The organism is Tildeniella sp. (assembly GCF_059505325.1).
Map to the genome: position 1 here is coordinate 167,739 of NZ_JCACKI010000066.1, position 22,142 is coordinate 189,880.

A 22,142-nucleotide genomic window follows, 5' to 3' on the forward strand; every position below is an offset into this window, starting at 1 on the left:
GATCGCATCAATCCATACACCTTGTACCAGGGAATTCACACGCCTATGTTGACCTTAAAGTCAATTAATTTTGAGCAGCAGCAGTTTCAAATTCATCACCTAAAGCAGACGCAGCCTGACAAGATGGAATGGTTGCTTGGACGTAGCACCGCCTGTGATTTGGTGCTGCCCAATCCAGAGGTGAGCCGCGTACATGGAAAAATTGCCTATGTTGATGATGCCTACTACTTTATGGATATGGGCAGTAGCTTTGGGTCATCGCTCAACGGCACCAGCGTTCCTGCAAATGAAAAGTATCAACTTAGCCTTGCCGATATTCTGCAATTGGGAGAAACCTTTCTCTATGTTGAAGGCATCACTGCCCCTTCCATCCCTCCGTCTGCTAATGAGGCAGAAACGTATACATCCGTTTCGCTGCCAGAGCAGCCGTGGGCAGGCGAAGATCTGCTGTGTCGGTGCTGTCGCATTATAGACGAAACGCCTGATGTCAAGACCTTTAGCTTCATTGCAGAGCCGCCTGTACTGTTTACCTACAAACCTGGACAATTTGTGAATCTGGCGATCGACATTGATGGCAAGCCTGTCGTTCGCTCTTATTCCATCTCATCGTCACCAACCCGTCCTTATCATCTCAGCCTGACGATCAAGCGTGTAGCCTCACCGCCCGACCAGCCAGATATCCCCTCTGGTCTGGTTTCTAACTGGATGCACAACCACCTTAAAGTCGGCGATCGTGTTCAGTTGATTGGCGGACCATTGGGACACTTCACCTGCTTACCCAACTTGCCCTCCAAGCTGATGCTCATTTCGGCTGGCAGCGGCATCACACCGATGATGTCTATGTCTCGGTGGGTGCAAGATACACTTGCCGACTGTGATATCGTCTTTCTTCACTGCGCTCGCACACCAGACGACCTCATCTTTCGGACCGAATTAGAAACCATTGCTGCTCAATTACCCAACTTCCATCTGGCTGTTACCCTCACTCAGCAGCCGTTAGGACAGTCTTGGATGGGCTTAACCGGGCGAATTTCCAGCTCACTGTTGCAGATGGTTGCCCCAGATCTGCTCGAGCGATCGGTGTATGTTTGTGGTCCAGAAGGTTTTATGGAAAGCACTAAACTCCTGCTGGAAACCATGAAATTTCCCATGCAGAACTACCAGTCAGAAAGCTTTGGTCGCACCAAGAAGCCAAAGCCATCCTCCCAGGCGACACCTTCTGCGACCTGGCATCCGCAACCAGAGACCATCATGGCTCATAACGGCAATGGGCATCATGATGGTATAGCAACCAAGTCTGCCTCTACCCAGCTTGCTGCCCCTCCGACATCCGCTCAAGCGTCTCCTGTCGTTCACTTTATGAAAGCCGAGCGGCAGATACCCGTAGATGATAGTGCGTCCATTCTAGAATTAGCAGAGCAAGAAGGCATTCCAATCCGCTCGGCTTGCCGCGTTGGTGCGTGTGGTGCATGCAAAATTCGTGTCCATAAAGGACAGGTTCGTTACGACACACCACCCACAGCGTTGACAGACACAGATAAACAAGCAGGCTATGCTTTGGCGTGTGTCGCCTACCCAAACGGATCTCTGGCGATCGAAGCGTAGGAGTGGTTCAGCATGCAGCGATCAGCATTCAGCGATCAGCACTCAGCGATCAGCTATGAATACAAGCTTGCCTCCTGCCTCTTCGCGGAAGTGAGGTGTGAGGTGTGAGGTGTGAGGAGTATTGGCTTCTGCCTTCTGCCTCTTCGCGGAAGTGAGGTGTGAGGTGTGAGGTGTCTTAGCTTCTGCCCCCTGCCCCCCTGCCTCCTGCCCCCTGCCCCCCTGCCCCCTGCCTCCTTACCCTGACCGCCAAAAGCGATCTACTGGCAGTGCCTGAGTCTCGTTACTGAGTGACACATGTATCGCGTTTGACCACACGTCTCCCAATTGCACAAGTGAGGAATGCCTGTTAATCTCCATAGAGATAACAGACGTGTCAGGCTCCCAAAGCAGTTGTGAAAATTCTCTTAATAGAGGATGATGAGTCAGTCATTGCTCTACTCTTAGATGTACTCACGACACAACACTATACCGTCGATGTCGCAACAGATGGGCAAATTGGGCTGGAACTGGCAGTCACCTGGGATTATGAGCTAATCCTATTAGATCTGCTGATTCCCAAACTGGATGGAATTCATCTTTGCTGCAAACTGCGTACTCAAGGCTTCCAAAAACCAATTCTTTTGTTAACGGCAAAAGGCTCCAGTGCTGATGTTGTCAAAGGCTTGGATGCGGGTGCCGATGATTATGTGACCAAACCATTCGCTTTAGTGGAGTTGCTGGCACGAGTGCGGGCATTGCTCCGTCGGCGAACAACGAGCCTAGCACCGCCTGTGTTGGTGTGGGAGAAGCTGCGGATGAATGTCGCGTCTGTAGAGGTCACCTATGCCGAAAAACCCCTCTCTCTGACACCCAAAGAATATGGTTTGCTGGGGCTGTTTTTACGCAATCCACAGCGGGCGTTTAGTCGCAGTGATATTCTCGATCGCCTCTGGTCGATCGATGCCTCACCCAGTGAAGGTACGGTTACCAATCTCATCAAAGATTTGCGGCAAAAGCTCAAAGCGGCTGGGATGACGGCAGACTTACTGGAAACAGTCTACGGTCTAGGCTATCGGCTGAAACCACCACCAAAACAGGATTGTGAGCAGGATGCCAGCGACTCAACGGCTCTCCCAGCGTCCGCTGTAGCACTGTTGACTCCCAAAAAAATAGCCTCAGTTAACAAGGTGCTGGAGCGCTATCAGCAAACCTTTGCTGCACGGGTGAGTGTGCTAGAGCAACTCGAAGCGTCGCTGCGACAGCAAAACGTTAGTCCTGCTTTATGCCAGGAGGCGGCACACGAAGCGCATAAATTGGCAGGCACGCTAGGCTCGTTTGGCTATGGCAAAGGCTCCGAGTTGGCAGGAGCGATCGAACAGTTGCTTCAGCCAAACACGCTAGAGCCGTCCGTAATCCCCTCACTTTCAGCCCTGATCGCGGCTCTTAAACAAACACTCACACGACCGCCAACGCCTCTTCTGGTTGAACCCGTTGAGTCTGAACTTGTTGAACCCAACGCTACTCGCCTTGTATTGGTCATTGATGATGCGGCGATCGTGTCTCAAGCATGGCAGGCTGGTGTTGCCTGGGGGTTTCAAGTAGAGGTTGTGGCACTACAAACGGCACAACAGCGACTCAACGACGTTGCTCCAGATGCCATCCTGCTGAGTCTTAGTACAGAGACCGTAGACCAAACACTGACGCTTTTGCAAACCATCAAGGCGCAGATGCCGATCGTGCCCGTTTTAGTCATGACTGAACACGATCGCTTGATCGATCGCGTCATCGTTTCTCGGTTCGGTGTGCGGCGCTTTTTGCCGACCTCGATCGGTGTACCTCAAATTTTTGAGGCGTTAGCCCAAATGTTGTCTAGCGCTCCCACAGCAGACGCGAACATCATGTTGGTGGATGATGATTCGATCGTCCTTGAGAGCTTGCGAAGTCACCTGCAACCTTGGGGACTGCACGTGACTAGCCTGCAAGATCCAGGTCAATTTTGGGATGTACTGACCGCTACCAAGCCTGATTTGTTGGTGATGGATCTCGAAATGCCCACATTCAGTGGGATCGACCTTTGTCGGGTAGTGCGTCAGGATTTACGCTGGGGAAATTTACCCATTCTAGTAGTGACTGCCCACACCGATATGGCATCCATTCAACAAGTTTTTGCGGCGGGTGCTGATGATTTCATCGGGAAGCCAGTAGTGGGTCCAGAGCTAGTGACGCGGGTGATCAGTCGTATCGAGCGATCGCGCTTGCAACACGAACTGGAGACAATGAAGCGGAGGCTAGGTACATGACTTTAACCTGGCTCTCGTCTAAACACACGGTACGCGACAAAAAGCGCTACCAGCAGACAGCGATTCCCCTGCGGCTTGTGCTTGTTGTGCCGTTTGTTCTCCTCACAGTGGGAACTGTCGGGCTGGTGCAGTATCTCTCTCTTCGCAATCAGCAGCAGTCTGTTCAACAGCTTGCCCAGCAGTTAATGGGTGAGGTGAGCGATCGCGTTAACCTGTACCTCAGCCATTATCTGGAAACACCGCAGCAGGTCAACCGCTTGAATGCCAGCGCCATCCGCTTAGGTGAGATCGATCGCACCGACCCCAAACGCCTGGAGCGCCATTTTTTGCAGCAGATTCAGGAGTTTGACGCACTCAGCCGCATCCATTTCAGCAATCCTCAGGGTGGCTATCTGTCGGTTGGCAATGATCAGCGTGGTCTCACTGTCGCAGCCACCGATCGGTTTGTCAGCGGTAAGCTGCGTGTGCATAGCGTGGATCAAACTGGTAGGCGAACTCACTTGCTGGTCGAGCGGCAACAGTATGATGCCCGCGATCGCCCCTTTTTTCAACGCGCGGTGGTGGTGGGTCAGCCGACCTGGACACCTGTTTATGTCTATCTTCCTGCTTCTTTGGGGCTAGGTATTGCCGCCAGCTACCCTCTCTACAATCAGGCACATCAGCTTGAAGGGGTTTTAGCCAGCGATCTGACGCTTGTGGCGCTCAATCAATACCTGAAGAACCTTAAAATCGGTGCTCATGGAACGGTGTTTATCATCGAACGATCGGGACTCCTGATCGCCTCTTCAACGCCGGAAACACCCTTTTTTACCCGTGTCGATCGCACGCAACCTCACCGTCTTCCTGCCATTGAGAGTAAAGAACCACTGATTCGTCTCACAGCGCAGCATTTAGTCTCTCAATTTGGTGCGTTTACCAAGATTGATACGACCAGGCAACTTCACTTCAAGGCGGCAAACAAACGGCAGTTTCTCCAGGTCACGCCATTTCGCGATCGCTTCGGTCTGGATTGGCTGGTCGTAGTGACGGTGCCAGAGTCGGACTTTACTGGATTCAGTGATGCCAATACGCAGACAGCCATCCTGCTGAGTGCGGGTGCATTGTTCGGTGCGATCGCCCTGGGTCTGCTCACCGCCCAGTGGATTGTCCAACCCATCCAACGGCTCAGTCGTGCCAGTCGTGCGTTGGCGCAAGGTGAATGGAATGAAACGCTCAAGGAAGACAGCGCGATCGCCGAGCTACAAGAGTTAACGCGCTCCTTCGACCAGACTGCCGAACAATTACAACGCTCCTTTGATCACGTTAGAGCTGCCCTACAAGCCTCAGAAGAACGCTTCACCAAAGTATTTCGTGTTAGCCCCGATCCAATTGCGATCGCCACTCCAGAGGGGCGGTACCTTGAAATCAATGATGCATTCACCAGCCTATTTGGTTACGCAAGAGAGGCGGTTCTCGGTCGTACTGTGGCAGAGGTGGGTCTATGGCTCAATTCAGATGAACAAGAACGATCGGTAGAGCAAATTTTAGCGGGTGAAGGCGTTCACAACCTGGAATGTACGTTTCGGAGTCATGCGGGTGAGTTGCTGACCGTGCTGTTTTCAGCCGAAAGCATTGAGATTCAGGGACAGCGTTGCATCATTGCCATGGCTAAAGAGATTACCGATCGTAAACAAGTTGAAGCCGCATTGCGTCAGAGTGAAGCCGCACTCCGCCGTGCCCAGCAGGTTGCCCATGTTGGCAGTTGGAACCTTGATCTAATCACAGGACAAGTAACCTGGTCAGAAGAAAGCTTCCACATCTTTGGTTGGGATATCACGCAGCCAGAGCCAACGCTCTCTCAATTTATGGCACTGCTGCATCCTGACGATCGTGACGTGTTGCAGCAATGCGTGACGCAGGCTATGACGACTGGAAGCTCCTACAGCGTAGATTTTCGCGCCATACAGCCAGATGGATCAATCCGCTATGTTGAAGCAAAAGGAGAAGCGATCGTCAACCCAAACGGGCAGATTACTCAACTGATTGGCACCAATTTAGACATTACAAAGCACAAACAAGCAGAACTCGCCCTCCGTGAGAGCGAAGCCACCAAAAATCAAATCTTAAAAGCCATTCCTGATTTGATTGTTTGGATGAAAGCCGATGGTACCTGCATTGATTTGATTGACGGACCTAGTATCACCAATCTCTATGAGAAGTCAGAAGCGGTTGGCAAAAATCTCTATGAACTTCTGCCCTTTGCATTGGCACAGGCAAGGATGAATGCCATTCAACAAGCGCTAACCACGGGTGATGTGACTGTTTATGAACATCAGGTGCAAGTGCAGGGAGAAACCAAACATGAAGAAGTCCGAGTAGTCAGCGTTGGCGGCGATCGCATCTTAGTGATTGTCAGAGATATCACCACTCGTAAACGAGCAGAAGATGCTCTGCGACAATACGAGCGCATTGTTGCTGCCACCACAGATGGTATTTCACTGATTGACAAAGATTACACGTATCAAGTGATTAATCCGTCCTATCTCACCCGCTTTGATAAACAGCGCGATGAAATCATCGGGCACTCCGTCGCCGATCTCGTTGGTCAGCCTAGCTTTGAAGCGGTCATTAAAGAGCGTCTCGATCATTGCTTTGCCGGACAGACCGTGCAGTACGAAGCCTGGTTTGAGTATCCGACGATGGGTTCGCAATTTATGAGCGTTACCTACGATCCATACATTGAAGCCAATCAAACGATTTCTGGTGCCGTGGTGACAGTACGCAACCTCACTGAACTGAAACGGGCAGAAACAGCGTTGCGTGACAGTGAAGCGCGCTTTCGCAGTGCCTTCCATGATGCTCCGATCGGCATGGCGCTCATTAGCATGGACGATCGCTGGCTCAAAGTAAACCCCATGCTCTGTGGCATGCTGGGCTATGTCGAGGTGGAGTTACTCGCTCTGCCAGCGTCTGCTCTCGTGCATCCCGAAGACATAAAGCTGCTGCAACAGGGTGTGGAGCAAGCGCTGTCGCAGCAGCGCAATGCCACCCAAACCGCCCTCCGCTATCAGTGTAAGGGTGGACGGACGGCTTGGGGACGACTGAGCCTATCGCTTGTGCGCGATGCTCAAAACCAGCCGCTGTATTACGTGGCGCAAATTCAGGATGTCACAGAGCAGCAGGCAGTTGACCAGATGAAGAATGAATTCATTGCCATTGTTAGTCACGAGCTACGGACACCGCTAACCGCTATCAAAGGCTTTCTGGGGTTGCTGCACACGGGCATCTACGCTGATAAGCCCGAAAAAGCGAAGCGCATGGTGGAACTGGCGCTGTCGAGCAGCGATCGCCTGGTACGGCTTGTGAACGATATTCTGGATTTGGAGCGGCTATCTTCGGGCAAAGTCGAACTTGTGATGGAAACGTGTCAGGCAGATGATCTCGTGCAACGGGCTGTCGAAGGTGTGCAGTCGATCGCGGATGAAGCACAGGTCTCGCTGCTGGTTGTACCATCATCGGCTCAGGTTTGGGCTGCCCCTGATGCCCTGATTCAAACCCTCACCAACTTGTTGAGCAATGCCATCAAATTCTCTCCAGCCCATGCGACCGTAACGCTATCCGTGCAAGCTCAGGCTAGTTCTGTGCTCTTTCAAGTGACTGATCAGGGCAGAGGCATTCCCCTAGACAAGCTGAAGACTATTTTTGGGCGCTTCCAGCAGGTTGATGTTTCTGATGCCCGCCAGCGCGGAGGCACAGGGTTAGGTCTGGCAATTTGCCAAAGTATTGTGCAACAGCACAACGGCAGCATTTGGGTTGAAAGCGCATTGGGTCAAGGCAGCACCTTCTTTTTCACCGTACCCATACCAGATGATTAGCTTCCAGGTTTGGCTGTCTCTGTGACTTTGACTGCTTTGATAACAGGCACTATGAACAAACGTATTCTGGTTGTTGATGATGAAGAAGCGTTGCGGGAGCTTGCCGTTACGTGCCTGGAAGATCTGGGTGTTTGGGCGGTAATCACCGCTGAGTCTGGGTCTGAAGGACTGAATAAAGCTGAAGCAAACAACGTGGATGCGATTCTGCTGGATGTTTCCATGCCTGTGATGGATGGGTTTGCGGTCTATGAAACGCTGAAAAGCAATGTCATGCTGCAACATATTCCGATCGTCTTATTGACTGCTAAAGTGCTGCCAAGCGATCGTACTCGTTTCGCCCAAATGGAGATTGCTGGCGTGATTACAAAACCGTTCGACCCCATGCGTCTCTGCGTTCAACTAGCAACCCTGTTGGGCTGGGATTGATCAGGATCAAGGCACCTATCAGTTCCTTATTTTTTTGTTTTAGTCTCTATCTATCAAGCACTCAAGCCTTTCGATCAGCACAGTTCCGCGTATTGCATAAAGCGTGACGAGCTAAAGGGTACGGTCAATCGTTGATTTGCTGAGCGGTCGCTACACGGCTACCTACTGGCACAATTGGCTCGATCGCAACGCTAGTAGAGAAAGGCACTGCGCTGATTCCTGGTATGCTACTCAGCGATCGCTCCGTTGAGTGCTTACTTTCCGCCACTGTAAATTTCGAGGAGATCTTAGATGCCGCTCATCAAACGTTGCATTGCCGAATTTATCGGCACTTTTTGGTTGGTCTTTGGAGGCTGTGGCAGTGCCGTTCTCGCCGCTGCTTTCCCATACGATGCAAAGTTTCCGAATTCTCCTAACTTCTTTGGTTTAGGCTTCTTGGGCGTTTCGCTTGCCTTTGGTCTAACCGTCTTAACGATGGCGTATGCGGTTGGTCACATTTCTGGTGGGCACTTCAATCCTGCCGTCTCTTTTGGTCTGTGGGCAGGGAAGCGCTTTCCTGCCTCTGAATTGCTGCCTTACATCATCGCTCAAGTGTTGGGCGGCATCCTTGCAGGTGGAGCCATTTATACCATTGCCAGCGGTCGAGCAGGGTTTGCACTGACGGGCACCAATCCACTGGCAACGAATGGCTTTGGCGCTCATTCTCCGGGCGGCTACAGTCTGGCAGCGTGTTTTCTGGCAGAAGTGTTACTCACTTTCATGTTTTTGCTGATTATTCTAGGTGCGACCGATAACCGTGCACCTGTGGGCTTTGCGCCAGTGGCGATCGGGCTGGGTCTGACGCTCGTGCATCTCATCAGCATTCCTGTGACGAATACGTCTGTTAACCCTGCGCGCAGTACGGGTGTCGCACTGTTTGCAGGAGCAGAACTCTTTGGACAAGTCTGGCTGTTCTGGCTGGCTCCCATCATTGGTGCACTCCTTGCAGGCTGGTTCTACGCCAATGTTTTTGACGAGAACACTGTGGAAACATCCCGACGCGTCAGAGAGCCTGTCTAAGCGGTAAGTCGTTTATGGCGCTTTGCCTATAGCAGTCCTAAAGCATTCAAAAGTATGCAGTGGTTTCAGCATTCAGCGCTCACGCCCAGGCTGACGGCTGACCGCTGAATGCTGAAAGCTAAGAGCTGAAAGCTCACCCAGCACAACTTTCACAAATCAAATAAGACCGCTAGAGAAACCTGAAAAGCCACTGAAAAGGGGGCAATGATACCATTGCCCCACATTAAAAACGGATTTCTTCAAGCAACGGTTGAGCCTTGATACGCGCTTTTCGTGTGGAACGAATGAGTGGCATTAAACCCCGTAAATCAATCTTACTGATCGATGATGAAGCTAGTATTCAAGAGCTTGTACAAGCCTGCTTGAGCGATTTAGCAGGATGGACTGTGATTACCGTCTCTTCTGCTCAAGAAGGGTTAAAGCGTTTAGCGGTCGAGCGTCCAGATGCCATTCTGCTAGACATCCTAATGCCAGGAATGAATGGTACGACTTTCATCCACACGCTTCATGAAAACCCAGCCACCCGATCGATCCCTGTCATTCTCTTGAGTGTACAGGCGCGTTACTTTACGCCCCAAAAACTGCGGCGACTCGGTGTTGTTGACGCGATCGCCAAACCCTTCAATCCTGTAACCCTGCCAGAGACGATCGCCCAGGCGCTCGGATGGCACATCACGCTTGAGGACGTATAGCAGCCAATAGTCAGAAGAAAGCTGACCGCTGACCGCTGATTACTAACCGCTGACCGCTCATCACTAAGGATAGAACGCCAGTTGCGGTAAACCCAACGTTTCATCCCAGCCCATCATGATATTGAGACATTGAATCGCCTGTCCCGCCTGTCCTTTCATCAGGTTATCGATTGCGGACATGACAATCACGCGATCGGTGCGGGGATCAACTTCTAACCCGATGTAGCAAAGATTTGTGCCTGCTGCCCATTTCGTTTGGGGATAGATACCGCTGGGCAGCACTCTCACCCACGGAGCATTACGGTAAAAGGCATTGTAAATGGTCAGTAGATCTTCGCGCACCAGCCCAGGATCGCGTAGGGTGGCGTAGATTGTGGCTAAAATGCCCCGTACCATCGGCACGAGATGCGGCGTAAACTGAATCAACACCTCATGCCCTGCCAAGTCACTGCAAATTTGCTCAATTTCAGGGGTGTGACGATGATGCCCCGCGACGTTGTACGCTGCAAACGTGTTGTCTGCCTCTGCCAGCAACATCCCGACTTTTGCCTGTCTACCGCCGCCAGAGGTGCCAGATTTTGCGTCGATAATGGCGGTTTCGGGTACCACTAACCCCTGTTTGAGCAATGGCGACAAGCCAAGCAAACTCGCGGTGGGATAGCATCCGGGGCAGCCAACGAGCTGTGCTTCAGCAATGCGATCGCGGTACAGTTCCGGCAAGCCATAAACCGCCGTTTCAGCAATCGCCTGATCCGATCGATCACCCCCATACCAGGCAGTGTAGGTCGCCAGATCTGAGAACCGATAGTCTGCCGACAGATCCAGCACTTTGCAGCCTTTTTCCAGTAGCGTAGGAGCCATCTTGTACGCCAAGCCGTTGGGCAGCGAGAGAAAGACGACCTGACAGCGATCGGCAATCTGATCCAGATCGAGCGGCTCGATCATCTGCTTGACGCGGTGCCCCAGATGAGGATAGAGTTCGGCAAATGCCTGTCCAGCACTACTTTCGCCGCCAAGGTAGGCAAGCTCCAGGCGCGGATGATCCATCAAAAGGCGCACTAGCTGTACGCCACCGTAACCCGACGCACCGACAATGCCAACCGATATGCGTCCTGTATCACCCATGATGCTTTACCTTCTTTACCGCTCGAACGACTCAATGTTTGCTGCATTGTAGTACCAGAGTTAGCGTTTGTGGGGGAAATCGGGTCGCCTTGTAGCAGGGATTGTTGACTTTTTAGTGCAAGCAACGATCGCATGACCTGATCATCTGATCCTTCTATTCCTCAGTTACGGGTCAGGAGGGGCTGGGATCAGCCCTGTGTGCGTTTCAGCCCCAACCACTCTGTCACCAGGGCAAACAGACTACAATTTAAAGAGTACGTTCGCTTCAAAAAACTTTACGGTACTCCTGCCTTGAACGTTTCTGTCGATTCATCTCAACCCACCCTCTTCACCTTTGATACCATCGAGACAGCGCTGGCTGATCTCAAATGCGGTCGGGCGATCGTTGTCGTCGATGATGAAAACCGCGAGAACGAAGGCGATCTGATTGCCGCCGCCCAATTTGCCACACCCGACATGATCAACTTTATGGCAGTAGAGGCGCGGGGGTTGATTTGTCTGGCAATGACGGGCGATCGACTGGATGAACTCGATCTCCCGCTGATGGTGACCAACAACACAGATAGTAATCAGACTGCTTTCACCGTCAGCATTGATGCCTCCCCCAGCGCAGGTGTGACAACGGGCATTTCTGCCGAAGACCGCGCTCGCACCATTCAAATTGCCATCAACTCAGCCACACGCCCAAAAGATTTGCGTCGTCCCGGTCATGTGTTTCCGCTGCGTGCCAGAGAAGGCGGTGTGCTCAAACGGGCAGGGCACACAGAAGCCGCAGTCGATCTGTCACGGTTAGCAGGGCTGCATCCATCCGGTGTTATCTGTGAGATCCAAAATGCTGATGGCTCAATGGCGCGTCTGCCTGAACTGATTGAGTATGCCAAGATTCATCAGCTCAAAATTATCAGCATTGCGGATTTGATCAGCTATCGGTTGGAGCATGAGCGACTCATTCAGCGGGAAGCGATCGCCGACTTGCCGACTGAATTTGGGCATTTCCAAATCTATGCGTACCGCCACACGGTTGATAACACGGAGCATGTGGCGATCGTCAAAGGTGATCCGTCAACCTTTCACGACGCGCCAGTGATGGTACGTATGCACTCTGAATGCCTGACGGGTGACGCGATCGGCTCTCTCCGCTGTGACTGCCGAATGCAGCTTCAAGCCGCCCTTAAAATGATTGAAAATGCAGGTCAGGGCGTGGTCGTTTACCTGCGGCAAGAAGGTCGTGGCATTGGTTTAGTCAACAAGCTCAAAGCCTATTCACTGCAAGATATGGGCTTGGATACGGTGGAAGCGAACGAACATCTGGGCTTTCCGGCTGATCTGCGAAACTATGGCATGGGCGCTCAAATTCTTAATGATTTAGGCATCCGTCAAATGCGGCTGATCACCAATAATCCCCGCAAAATTGCTGGACTCAAAGGCTACGAGCTAGAAGTGGTTGAACGAGTGCCGTTGCTCATCGAAGCCACTACTTACAATTCCAGTTATCTAGCGACTAAAGCCGAAAAGTTGGGTCACCTGTTTCTACAGACCTATTTGGTCACAGTGGCGATTCGCTGGCAAGCCACCGCCGACACGGTTACAGAGCGCTACGATCGCCTGCAAAAGCTACGTTATGTAGCAAAAGCACACGACCTGCTGCTGCAAGAAGAAGTGCGCCCTGTCGCTAAGGCGCTGTTTGGCAACTCAGCGCTTATTGTCCATCTGGGCTTTGACCAACCGCTCTTGGGCAAGCCGGATTGGTATCAATCGCCAGAACACCCGTATGTGCAGGCGATCGCCAAAATTCTGGATAGCCTTGCTGCCTTGCCTAACCTGCAAAAGCTCGAATTTATCGTGTCTCCTGGCACCGATCCATTGATCGGTTTACAGGTGCAGCTCGATCGTCAGATGTTCTCATTTAACCAGAAGCCCTCCAGCCTTAGCGATAGACTGCAAACACAAACCATTTATAGCTTCACAGCCGATCTGGACATTGGGCAAACTAGCGAGAGTCATTAAGCTGACGCAGAAACCGAGTTTTTTAACGAGAAGATGCCGCCGAAAAGCTCGATCGCCTTTAAATACCCGCAGAAATGATGCATTTTGACTAAGACCTCGGAGGTTTAAGCCACTAGGTTAGTCACGATGCTTGATTCTTGGTTGAAACCTCCGAGGTTTGCGTAAGCCCTTGCGATGTTTCGTTAGCTTGGAGTGTCCCTCAATCATTTGCAACCAAGATTCAATCATTTAGCGATCGATTTTTAGTTATACCAATCCTACAAAATCGCCCTACAGATTCGTTCTTGCTGCTGACCGCTGACCGCTGACCGCTGACCGCTGACCGCTGACTGCTGACCGCTGACCGCTGACCGCTGACCGCTGACCGCCAGCCGAAGCTTGTTTGTGTAGCCACAGTTTAGTGAAATGGTATTACCTTCTGGCTCTTGACTTGTGACTCCTGAAACCAAGCTATTTCTTACTGCTTAAAGAGGATTGCCAACCGTCAGAACATTGGTTGATCCTTGCTTTTACGTTTTCAGCAAAAGTTATCGTTCAACTCAGGGAAAACTCATTTTTTCTAGCTGATTGCGCTTAGAGTGAAGCGATAGAACAATTTTGTCACGTTACAGCCAGGTAAAGGAAATGCGTCAGTGTTTGCCTTACCTACTCCAGGAGCAATAGGATGGCAGCCCATATTCTTTTAGTCGAAGATGAAGTTAAGTTAGCTCGCTTTGTGGAATTGGAATTGAGCAGCGAAGGCTATCGCGTCAGTGTTGCGCATGATGGCATGTCGGGGCTATCTCTGGCGCGTGAGTCTGAACCAGATTTAGCCATTCTGGATTGGATGCTGCCTGGATTGACGGGTGTGGAGCTATGCCGACGTTTGCGCGCAACGGGCAGCAAAGTGCCTGTTATTTTGTTGACCGCGCGGGATGAAGTCGGCGATCGCGTCACAGGGCTAGATGCAGGTGCGGATGATTATGTCGTCAAACCCTTCAGCATTGAGGAACTGCTGGCAAGAATTCGTGCTCATTTGCGTCGCACCCAGGAAGCAGACGAAGACGTAGCGCAATTTGAAGATCTCAGCCTCAATCGTCGTACTCGTGAAGTGCGTCGGGGTGAACGATCGATCGATCTCACGGCAAAAGAGTTTGATTTACTAGAATACCTGTTAAACCATCCCCGTCAGGTTTATACGCGCGACCAGATTCTCGAAAAGGTTTGGGGTTACGACTTTATGGGCGACTCCAACATCATCGAAGTGTATGTCCGCTATCTGCGCCTGAAATTAGAAGAGAAGGGTGAAAAGCGGTTGATCCACACTGTAAGAGGCGTGGGATACGCCTTGCGAGAGCAGTAGAAATAAGACGTGCAGAAGCAGTAAAGATGACAACGAATCTTCAAGTGGGCGATCGCTTTCCCAACGTAGCGTTGCCAAACCATCAAAAGGAACTCACGCAGTTGTCCCAATTCACGCAGCCTGGATTGATCGATCAAAAGCTGGGCTTTTTGGATGGTTATCCCTTGATTGTGGTGTTTTACAGAGGCTTCTTTTGTCCCCGCGATCGTCAGCAGTTTCGTCAACTGGTGCAGTTTCAAGATGAACTGATGGTCAACTATGGCAAACTGGCTGCCATCAGCGCTGATCCGCCGCTTGTGCAGGCTGCTTTTCGCGCAGGCTTGGGGGCACAGTGGCAATTCTTAGCCGATGAACAGCGAGAAGTCATTAAACAAATTAACATTCTCGACGAAACAGAAGGTGAGTATGCCGATCGCGCTCAGCCTTATACGTTTGTCCTTCGTTCTGACCTCAGCATCTACAAAATCTACAACGGCTGGTTTTTTGTCGGCAGACCAACCCTTGAAGAACTGCGACACGATTTGCGTACCTTGATGGAAACGCGATCGGACTACCGCTACGAGGCATATAACACTCCAGATGTGAAACAGATTCGTATTCCCCAGCAGGCATGGGCAGAGGGCGCACCGACCCTGGGTGCAAATGGGCTACCCGTCGAGCAAGGGATTGTACGCTGGTTTGATCTGCAATCAGGCAACGGCGCTATTGCTAAAGACGGCACGGACGATGAAATTTTCTTTAATTTCACAGCTATTCCCGGTGAGGGCTATCGCACTCTGAAGCCAGGAAGTCGAGTCAAGTTTGAACTGGTTGACAGCAACACTGGTTTGACCGCTCGTAATATTCAAACAGAATGACGTTTAGTGAAGCGATCGCTCCATCCAGCTCGAAACGAGAACTTACCACTTACTGTAAGCCTGAGAAACGCTTTTCCAGGGAGCATTGCCTTCAAACAAGACTTGTCGCAACGTTTGAGGTACACGGCTCACCTGATGCACGATTTGATCGGGACTCACGCCAAAAAGAACAATTAAAATCAGGGAGGCAATGATGCCGATCGCGGCGATCGAAAGTGCCGCTCGAAAGGTGATTTGCACCAACGTTAATAGCCAACCAAACAGTGGAATGGCGACCAGAATTGCAAGCAAAAGAATCACAAGATTGAGCGGTTCTCGAATGAGTTCATCCATAGGTCTGAGTGTTCAATAGCAGCGCGTTAGGCAGTTTTAAGCATCTCGCCGATCATTTTTTGCACAATCTGTAGCCCTGTCACCGTTTGAGCGAGAAAGCAACCGAGGACTAACGTTGTAAATGTGATGTGCAGCAGCCTTGCCCATTCCTTACCCTGCTGCATGAGAGGGACAAACATCGCTGCGAGTGCCGCAAAGCAGATGGTACTCAAGCCAACGAGCAAATGTGGACTAACAAACAGTTTGTGGTACAGCAAATAGGTTGCACCCATACCACCAACCGCTCCCATCACCCAAACTGTCAGCAACAGTGCGCCTAGCTGAAAGTGCCGCTGATTGTATTTCTCCTTAATCATCTGCTTGCGGGTTTCGGCATCAGCACTGCGGGTACGCCTGACTAACAAACCCAAATACAACGCGTAAAAGGCTGCCAGCAGAGCACCCAGCATCAAGACTGGATGCGTAAACGAAATGACCGCTTTTAAGAAAGGCGAAAATTCAGTGTTCATGGGCTGCGGTGCGACTAGATGAGCAAGCCGCATGGGAAGAAAAGCAATCATTGCACCTTACTCTGCCACGTTGCTCTCGATCGCGTTGAGCGCTTCAGTTGCCTTTTCACCCACTGGAGTAGGCGCTGCTTTGGCGGCTGCCTTCTCTTCCGCCAGTTTCATTTTGGCGCTAATTTTCTGGCTAATTTCTTCTGCGGTTGGCATCATTGCCCCTTTCTCTTTCGCCATTTTCATCTTGGCATTAATCTTGTCGCTAATGGCTTCTGGCGTGGGCATGAAGTCTTTCTTGGAGAAAAGCCCCTTCTTCTGTTCGGGTGTCAGCGTCGCAAGAATGTCCTTCTTGGGCAGTGACTTAAACGCCATAGCAAGCTTCGTCTTCTGGTCAATGGACAGCGCCAGTTTCTTGAACGCTTTACGGAGACTGACCTTTTCATCAACAATCTCAGCCTGAAGTCGATCGCGCTGTTCAGGGCTTAAAATGCTCTCAAACTGAGGCAAGATCTGGTTTTTGACTTGCTCAAGGATTGCGTCAGGAGAGGCAGTTGTTTCAGCACCCAGTAGTGGCAACAGCCCTGCTACAGCAGGTTGCATCTGGGCAACGCCAACCGCACCCACGAGGCTGAGCGTCATGATGGCACAGGCAACAATCGTGATCAAGAGGCGTTTCATCGGCGGTTTCCTTACTTATTGAAACTTACTTGTTAAAACAATGGTAGCTGACAGCAATCAGTGATCCAGTCTTGGCGCAGGTTCGTGCTGCAGGTAAGCCGCGATCGCCAGGGTAGAAATCACCAGTAATGGAAAGACCAGACTCCACCAGGATTCTGACAGCAACACAAAAAACGCGGCTGCAAAGCCACCCAGCGCAAAGCCTGCAATGACCGGAACAAAACGCCCCATCCGCTCTAGTGCCTCCGCCGCTTCCAGCTTTGTTAACTCACTAGGAGGTGATAGCTTGGCGCTCAAAAACTGTACCAGATCGATCGTCAGTTGCGTGGTATTGCCCGTCATCACCGTGGTTGGAATATAGCTCTTGAACACGCCTTTTGACTCTTTCATCAGCGCATTTTGAATTGCCATTGCCACCACCCCTGCCATGCCGATCGGCAGAATATATTCTTCCTGTACATCCAGCAGCAAAGCGGGTGAAAGATTGGTGCCAATGATTAGAAAAATGCTAAGCGCGATCGCTTCTGCCGTTAGTAGCACGGCAAATACAGACCACTGCTTACCACGGGCGTAACGCGCCAGTAGAGACGTTAACGCCACAGTCAGCATAAAGGTTGGTAACATCAACAGGCGCGTAATGGTCGTGCCTTCATCAGCGGCGACAAACGACGATCCTGCTAAAGCAATGTTGCCTGTTACATGGGCAGTGAAAATGCCAAATAAAATAATAAAGGCAGAGGTGTCAACAAACCCTGCGACCCAACTCAGCAAGAAACCAGCAGGTCCGTCGCTGATGAGAAACGCACTCAGGCTAAACGATGGCTCGTTACGTGGAACGACAGTCATTGCTCTTCCTTGCTCAGAGGCAATAGGGTGCTTTGAGAATGAATAGCGCCTGATAGCATTGAGACGGCGGTAGACGACTCAGACTGAGTGCGCTCAAGAGCGATCGACAAGGCAGAAACCTACGAGGCAGCGCTCGCCTCAGGCGTTGTCTTCAACTTTTCTGCTTCTGCTTTAGCGGCTGCTTTCGCCTTTTTTGCCTCTAATTTAGCTGCGTCTTTGGCGGCTTTTGCTTCGGCTTTGGCGGCTTCTTTCGCGGCTTTCGCTTCCGCCTTCAACTTTTTGGCTGCCTCTTTGGCTTCTGCTTTAGCCTTTTTGGCGGCTGCCTTTTCCGCTTCCTTCAGCTTTTTGGCTTCTGCCTTTACGGTCTCTTCTGCTGCGTCTTCAGCCACTTGCGCGTCTTTTGCCGCTGCTGCTTGATCCACAACCGGATCATCGGCAACGACTGCTGCATCTGCTAACAAGCCAGACTCGCCGACGATGACTTGCGGCTGACTGAGCACTACAAAGCTTGAATCACCAGGAGCGATCGCTCCTGCAAAACCGGGGTAGCCAATGACAGTGCCCAGCAACAGTACAAACGACAGCACAAAGGCACTCAATCTACGGGTAACAAATTTGAGCATGACTCTCTCCAATAACAATGACTAACAAGCGACTCAGATGCTGATCACGATACCAGTTTACAGTTCACGATCGAAGAATCTGCTCACCCTGATAACAAAGCTTGGTGCCATCAGGACAGACTTTCGGAATGTGACCGAGCGATCGATACCACGACCTGGCAGGGCGGCAACGTGTCTAGACATCCGCAACCCCTGCATTTTCTGACACGGCGGCATCCGTCTGCGTTGAGGGCTGGGGTAGCAACCAACTGAGCAAGATGGCAGTTAAACCACCGGTCGAAGTAGCAGAAGCAAACATATTTTTGATGAGGGCAGGCTGATTGTTAAACAACTCGGGTACGAACACCACACCTAACCCCAGCGCTAACGAAACGGCAATGATAATCGTGGCACGACGATCGAGAGTTTCAGAGGCAATAATCTTGACTCCAGCTACCGCGATCGAACCGAACATGACCGTCGTTGCGCCACCAAGAACAGGCTGAGGAATGGACTGAAACGCACCGCTGACAATGGGCAACAGTCCTAGCAGCGCCAGAATGCCTGCCACAAAAAAGCCCACATAGCGACTACCCACCCCTGTCATTTGGATAACGCCTGTGTTTTGGCTGAAGGTGGTGATGGGAAAGGTATTGAGCAATGCTGCTAGAGACGAGTTCAAACCGTCTGCCAGCACTCCAGCTTTAATCCGGCGAACATAAACGGGACCCGTGATGGGTTCTTTAGACACCATAGAAGTGGCAGTCATGTCACCCACCGATTCAATGGCAGTCAGCGGATAGAGAATGAGAAAGGGAATCAAGGCACTGAACTCAAAACTCATACCGTAGCGGAAGGGCACAGGCAAGCTGACGATCGAGAGTTTGCTGAAAATGCTGAAATCAACCATGCCCATGAAGGCAGAGACGACATAACCCACGAATAAGCCAATCGCGATCGCGCCCATCCGCACATATTGATTCTTCGCCAGCGTCAAAATGATCACGATCAAAAAGACCCCAAAGCCGAGTGCCATATTCTGAGCATTGGCAAATGTATTCGCCTTTAATGCCGCTGTGCCACCCGCCATACTGGTAATGCCTGTTTTGAGCAGACTCAGTCCAATGAGCATGACCAACGTTCCCGACACGATCGGCGTGACGATTTTGCTCAACAGATGCAAAAAGCGGCTCAACATCACATTCGCAAACGCACCAAAAAAGCAAACGCCGAAAATTAGCGACAGCGCCTGTTCGGGTGTCCTTCCGGCTTGAATCGCCGTGCCTCCTACGCCCAAAATGGCACCCAGAAAGGCAAAACTAGTGCCCTGCAAGCTGAGTAAACCTGAGCCGACAGGACCAAACGTTTTGCATTGAATAAAGGTGCAAATACCAGAGGCAAGCAGCGACATACTGATGATGAAACTGGTGTTAGCCGCATCAAGCCCCAGGCTGGTACAAATGATCAGCGGCGGTGTCACAATGCCGACAAACGCGGCTAAAACGTGCTGCACAGCGACAAAAAACGACTCGACCACGGGTGGTCTGTCATATAGCCCATAGATCAGTTCCGAACTGGTTGCCCCTAGATCTGGAAAACCTTCAGCCTCAGCTAAACCAGATTCCCGCAAAGTACTACTCTCTTCTCGCTGTGCCATGTTTTTACGATCGCCCCCTTAAACTTCCCTAACGTTGCTCAAAGCCAACTAGTGATCACCTTGACTGATGCAATCTCTGTGCTGCTCACAAATTCTTGTATACCGTATACGATAGTCAGTCTAGTGACAGATTAGTGTGTATGGTGCTACAAACTCCTCCCTCTACAGTAAGGTTGCTTGCTATCTTGCCCATGTCTCTGGCACTTAAGGAGTAGTGCTTTTAACACTTTTGCTTTGTGATGGGTCTATTTCCCGCTCCGATATGCCTCTTTGCGAGACGAGTTGCGGCTTTACGCTTTCTAGCTAAAAGCTAAACTGGGCACGAAGATTGCCAACAAACACAGTCGGGTTGCTGCTAAAACTATTCGGGTTCCAGATGGCGTAAAAGGCAGGGACGATCGCAATATTGTTCGTCAACGGGTAATAGTAGGAGGCTTCTAGCTCATATTGCGTGCTACCATCGCCACCGCCAGCTAGCAAAAAGCGCTGTCCGCTTAGATAATCGTGGGGCACCAGAAACGAAAGCACACCTAGCGCTCCTTTTTTGCCCAAGTCGGGAAAGCCGAAGCCAAATTGAATCGACTGCACATCGACATCACCGCCCGATCGCGCCGCATTCACCGGATCAATTTCGGTACTGCCGTAGGAATAGCGCCCAAAGATGCCAAAACCTGGAGTGATCAGCCAGTCAAAATTAAGCACAACCGCGTCCGCATTGGCATCATTCACTCGTCCACCAAAGCCATCGTCAGCGTAGCCATAGGGCAGCGGTTCCCCAACCGACCCACCAATAAAGCCGTTGTATGCCTTGATGTTAGAACGGGTGTAGAGCAGCCGTAGATTAAAGTTTTTGCTGGGTGAAAAGGCAAGCTCACCCGTAATCGTGTTGGTGCTGTTAAACAAGCCAGCCGAGGGATCACTGGACGTATTGAAGCCACCAGAGGGACTCAAAAATTCAGTGTTCTCAGCCAGGTATGCGGCTGTAAAGCGCAACTGTGGGTTGAGATTCCAGACGATGACGGCTCCAGACCCACGATCGACGGCGTTAGAAAGGGTGCTGCCATTTGAGTTGTAGCTGGTCGCTCCAGTGAGAAAGAACGTAAAGCGGTTTTGATCAAAGTAACGGTAAAAGTTGATACGAGGACCGACAATAACGCGCACGCTCTGACCAACCGGAAAAGCATAAGACAACTCACGCACCACTACTGACCCGGCTGTCAGAGTACCTGTTTGATCCAGAAAAGGAGTGCCCCAGGAGTTGAAGAAACCTGCTGAAACGAATTCGTTGGCAGGAGAGTTGCCGTTGCCTACAGCTAATTGAGTGATGAGCGAATCTTTGCCACTAAAGGAGGTAGTGAGCGTGAGAAACGAATAGTAGCTCAACGTGACTTCTGGCTCCTCGCGCTGTACTCGTGACGGCACCAATGTCACCGGGTTGCGAGTGGGCGCAGCAAACGCATTGTTGGCAAAGCGCCGTTCAGCCGTAACGGAACGGTCTGAAAACGCTCCAGTTAAGTTAAACCACACCAACCCATTCAGCTTCGTTGTAGTGGAAAACTGCTGTTTTTCCAACGTGATGGTGCGTGTTTCCAACGTCGCTACTCGACCGCGCAGCGTTGCCAGTTCTGCCGCAAACTCTTCCTGTAGCTTTTGCAGTGCGACCAGATCCTCTTTTTTTACCAGATCGGCTGTTCCGGCAGTAATCAATTCGTTCACCCGATCGAGACATGCATTCAACCCTGCGGCAAATTCATACCGAGTGAGCGCACGATCGCCGCGATAGGTGCGATCAGGATAGCCAACGATGCAGCCATACCGTTCTACCAGCGATTGCAGCGCCTGAAAAGCCCAATCAGTCGGTTTGACATCACCTAACTGTGAAACGGATGTCACTTGTGTCGCTTGCTCCATGACCGGAATCATGGGAGGCATTTGAGTATACGAGCTTGCCTGTTCCAATGAGACTTGTCCCAATGAGATTGGCGCTGTCGTTGGTCTGCTTTGCTCTGTCTCTGAAGGCGCTGCCACTAAATTTGTCGGTTGTACAGCATCTGGTTTAGGAAGCGTCTGCTGCGGTGCAGTTTCGGCAACTACCGTCAATGACGCTTGGGCAAGCAAACTCAACGTTAAGGGCGCTGCTAGTAAAAGACGTTGCACGATCGCTGCTTTGAACATGACTCCTCACACTGGTAAACGAACGGACTTGCGCACCATCGCTCGATGCCCTAGCGAACAACAAACTAAGAAGGCTAAAGTTTGTATGCAGTACGCAGACCCATA

19 protein-coding genes are annotated in these 22,142 nt (G+C 51.3%); 9 read left to right on the plus strand and 10 right to left on the minus strand.

Annotation, left to right across the window (positions count from 1 at the left end; genetic code table 11):
* Positions 1–45 precede the first annotated feature (45 nt).
* From AC5JO6_RS23870 to AC5JO6_RS23885, 4 genes are all read left to right on the plus strand, one after another.
* Positions 46–1,605, plus strand: a complete 1,560-nt coding sequence (locus AC5JO6_RS23870) for a 2Fe-2S iron-sulfur cluster-binding protein (RefSeq protein WP_496083537.1) — start codon at positions 46–48, stop codon at positions 1,603–1,605.
* A gap of 392 nt (positions 1,606–1,997) precedes the next feature.
* Complete coding sequence (locus AC5JO6_RS23875) at positions 1,998–3,884, plus strand: response regulator (protein ID WP_496083538.1); 1,887 nt, start codon at positions 1,998–2,000, stop codon at positions 3,882–3,884.
* The gene (locus tag AC5JO6_RS23880) at positions 3,881–7,738 is read left to right on the plus strand and encodes a PAS domain S-box protein (RefSeq protein ID WP_496083539.1); all 3,858 of its coding nucleotides are present in this window, start codon (positions 3,881–3,883) and stop codon (positions 7,736–7,738) included. The genes AC5JO6_RS23875 and AC5JO6_RS23880 overlap by 4 nt, the downstream gene beginning before the upstream one ends.
* 51 nt (positions 7,739–7,789) lie before the next feature.
* Entirely contained in the window at positions 7,790–8,164 is a 375-nt protein-coding gene (locus AC5JO6_RS23885) for a response regulator (protein ID WP_496083540.1), read from the plus strand.
* Positions 8,165–8,288: 124 nt separating this feature from the next.
* On the opposite strand, the gene AC5JO6_RS23890 is transcribed toward AC5JO6_RS23885, so the two are convergent.
* Positions 8,289–8,432: a hypothetical protein gene (locus AC5JO6_RS23890; RefSeq protein ID WP_496083541.1), complete on the minus strand. Its 144-nt coding sequence runs from the start codon at positions 8,430–8,432 to the stop codon at positions 8,289–8,291.
* 23 nt (positions 8,433–8,455) lie between these two features.
* On the opposite strand from AC5JO6_RS23890, the gene aqpZ reads away from it, so the two are divergent.
* Both aqpZ and AC5JO6_RS23900 read left to right on the plus strand, forming a co-directional pair.
* Positions 8,456–9,223: an aquaporin Z gene (gene aqpZ / locus AC5JO6_RS23895; protein WP_496083542.1), complete on the plus strand. Its 768-nt coding sequence runs from the start codon at positions 8,456–8,458 to the stop codon at positions 9,221–9,223.
* A 284-nt stretch (positions 9,224–9,507) separates the two neighbouring features.
* On the plus strand, positions 9,508–9,915 hold the full coding sequence (locus AC5JO6_RS23900) for a response regulator (RefSeq protein ID WP_496083543.1): 408 nt from the start codon (positions 9,508–9,510) through the stop codon (positions 9,913–9,915).
* Positions 9,916–9,978: 63 nt separating this feature from the next.
* Here AC5JO6_RS23900 and argC read toward each other — a convergent pair whose 3' ends face one another.
* Positions 9,979–11,040 carry an N-acetyl-gamma-glutamyl-phosphate reductase gene (argC, locus tag AC5JO6_RS23905; protein WP_496083544.1) on the minus strand — a complete coding sequence of 354 codons (1,062 nt, stop codon included), beginning with the start codon at positions 11,038–11,040 and terminating at the stop codon, positions 9,979–9,981.
* Between the two features lie 291 nt (positions 11,041–11,331).
* Between argC and ribBA the strand changes: the two genes are divergently transcribed.
* Positions 11,332–13,047, plus strand: a complete 1,716-nt coding sequence (gene ribBA, locus AC5JO6_RS23910; protein WP_496083545.1) for a bifunctional 3,4-dihydroxy-2-butanone-4-phosphate synthase/GTP cyclohydrolase II — start codon at positions 11,332–11,334, stop codon at positions 13,045–13,047.
* A 257-nt stretch (positions 13,048–13,304) separates the two neighbouring features.
* On the opposite strand, the gene AC5JO6_RS23915 is transcribed toward ribBA, so the two are convergent.
* Positions 13,305–13,496 (minus strand): hypothetical protein, encoded by a 192-nt coding sequence (locus tag AC5JO6_RS23915; RefSeq protein WP_496083546.1) that lies wholly within the window; start codon positions 13,494–13,496, stop codon positions 13,305–13,307.
* 215 nt (positions 13,497–13,711) lie between these two features.
* Between AC5JO6_RS23915 and AC5JO6_RS23920 the strand changes: the two genes are divergently transcribed.
* Both AC5JO6_RS23920 and AC5JO6_RS23925 read left to right on the plus strand, forming a co-directional pair.
* Complete coding sequence (locus tag AC5JO6_RS23920) at positions 13,712–14,389, plus strand: response regulator transcription factor (RefSeq protein WP_496083547.1); 678 nt, start codon at positions 13,712–13,714, stop codon at positions 14,387–14,389.
* 26 nt (positions 14,390–14,415) lie between these two features.
* Positions 14,416–15,246, plus strand: a complete 831-nt coding sequence (locus tag AC5JO6_RS23925; protein WP_496083548.1) for a cold shock domain-containing protein — start codon at positions 14,416–14,418, stop codon at positions 15,244–15,246.
* 42 nt (positions 15,247–15,288) lie between these two features.
* On the opposite strand, the gene AC5JO6_RS23930 is transcribed toward AC5JO6_RS23925, so the two are convergent.
* The 7 genes from AC5JO6_RS23930 to AC5JO6_RS23960 all read right to left on the minus strand — a co-directional run bounded on the left by AC5JO6_RS23930 (position 15,289) and on the right by AC5JO6_RS23960 (position 22,037).
* Entirely contained in the window at positions 15,289–15,579 is a 291-nt protein-coding gene (locus AC5JO6_RS23930) for a hypothetical protein (RefSeq protein ID WP_496083549.1), read from the minus strand.
* Positions 15,580–15,605: 26 nt separating this feature from the next.
* Positions 15,606–16,139, minus strand: a complete 534-nt coding sequence (locus AC5JO6_RS23935; protein WP_496083550.1) for a DUF4079 domain-containing protein — start codon at positions 16,137–16,139, stop codon at positions 15,606–15,608.
* Positions 16,140–16,145: 6 nt separating this feature from the next.
* Positions 16,146–16,757: a hypothetical protein gene (locus tag AC5JO6_RS23940; RefSeq protein WP_496083551.1), complete on the minus strand. Its 612-nt coding sequence runs from the start codon at positions 16,755–16,757 to the stop codon at positions 16,146–16,148.
* 57 nt (positions 16,758–16,814) lie between these two features.
* Positions 16,815–17,603: a YoaK family protein gene (locus AC5JO6_RS23945; RefSeq protein WP_496083552.1), complete on the minus strand. Its 789-nt coding sequence runs from the start codon at positions 17,601–17,603 to the stop codon at positions 16,815–16,817.
* A 119-nt stretch (positions 17,604–17,722) separates the two neighbouring features.
* Positions 17,723–18,226, minus strand: a complete 504-nt coding sequence (locus AC5JO6_RS23950) for a hypothetical protein (protein WP_496083553.1) — start codon at positions 18,224–18,226, stop codon at positions 17,723–17,725.
* 175 nt (positions 18,227–18,401) lie between these two features.
* The gene (locus AC5JO6_RS23955) at positions 18,402–19,862 is read right to left on the minus strand and encodes a uracil-xanthine permease family protein (RefSeq protein WP_496083554.1); all 1,461 of its coding nucleotides are present in this window, start codon (positions 19,860–19,862) and stop codon (positions 18,402–18,404) included.
* 303 nt (positions 19,863–20,165) lie between these two features.
* Positions 20,166–22,037 carry an iron uptake porin gene (locus AC5JO6_RS23960; protein ID WP_496083555.1) on the minus strand — a complete coding sequence of 624 codons (1,872 nt, stop codon included), beginning with the start codon at positions 22,035–22,037 and terminating at the stop codon, positions 20,166–20,168.
* Positions 22,038–22,142 lie beyond the last annotated feature (105 nt).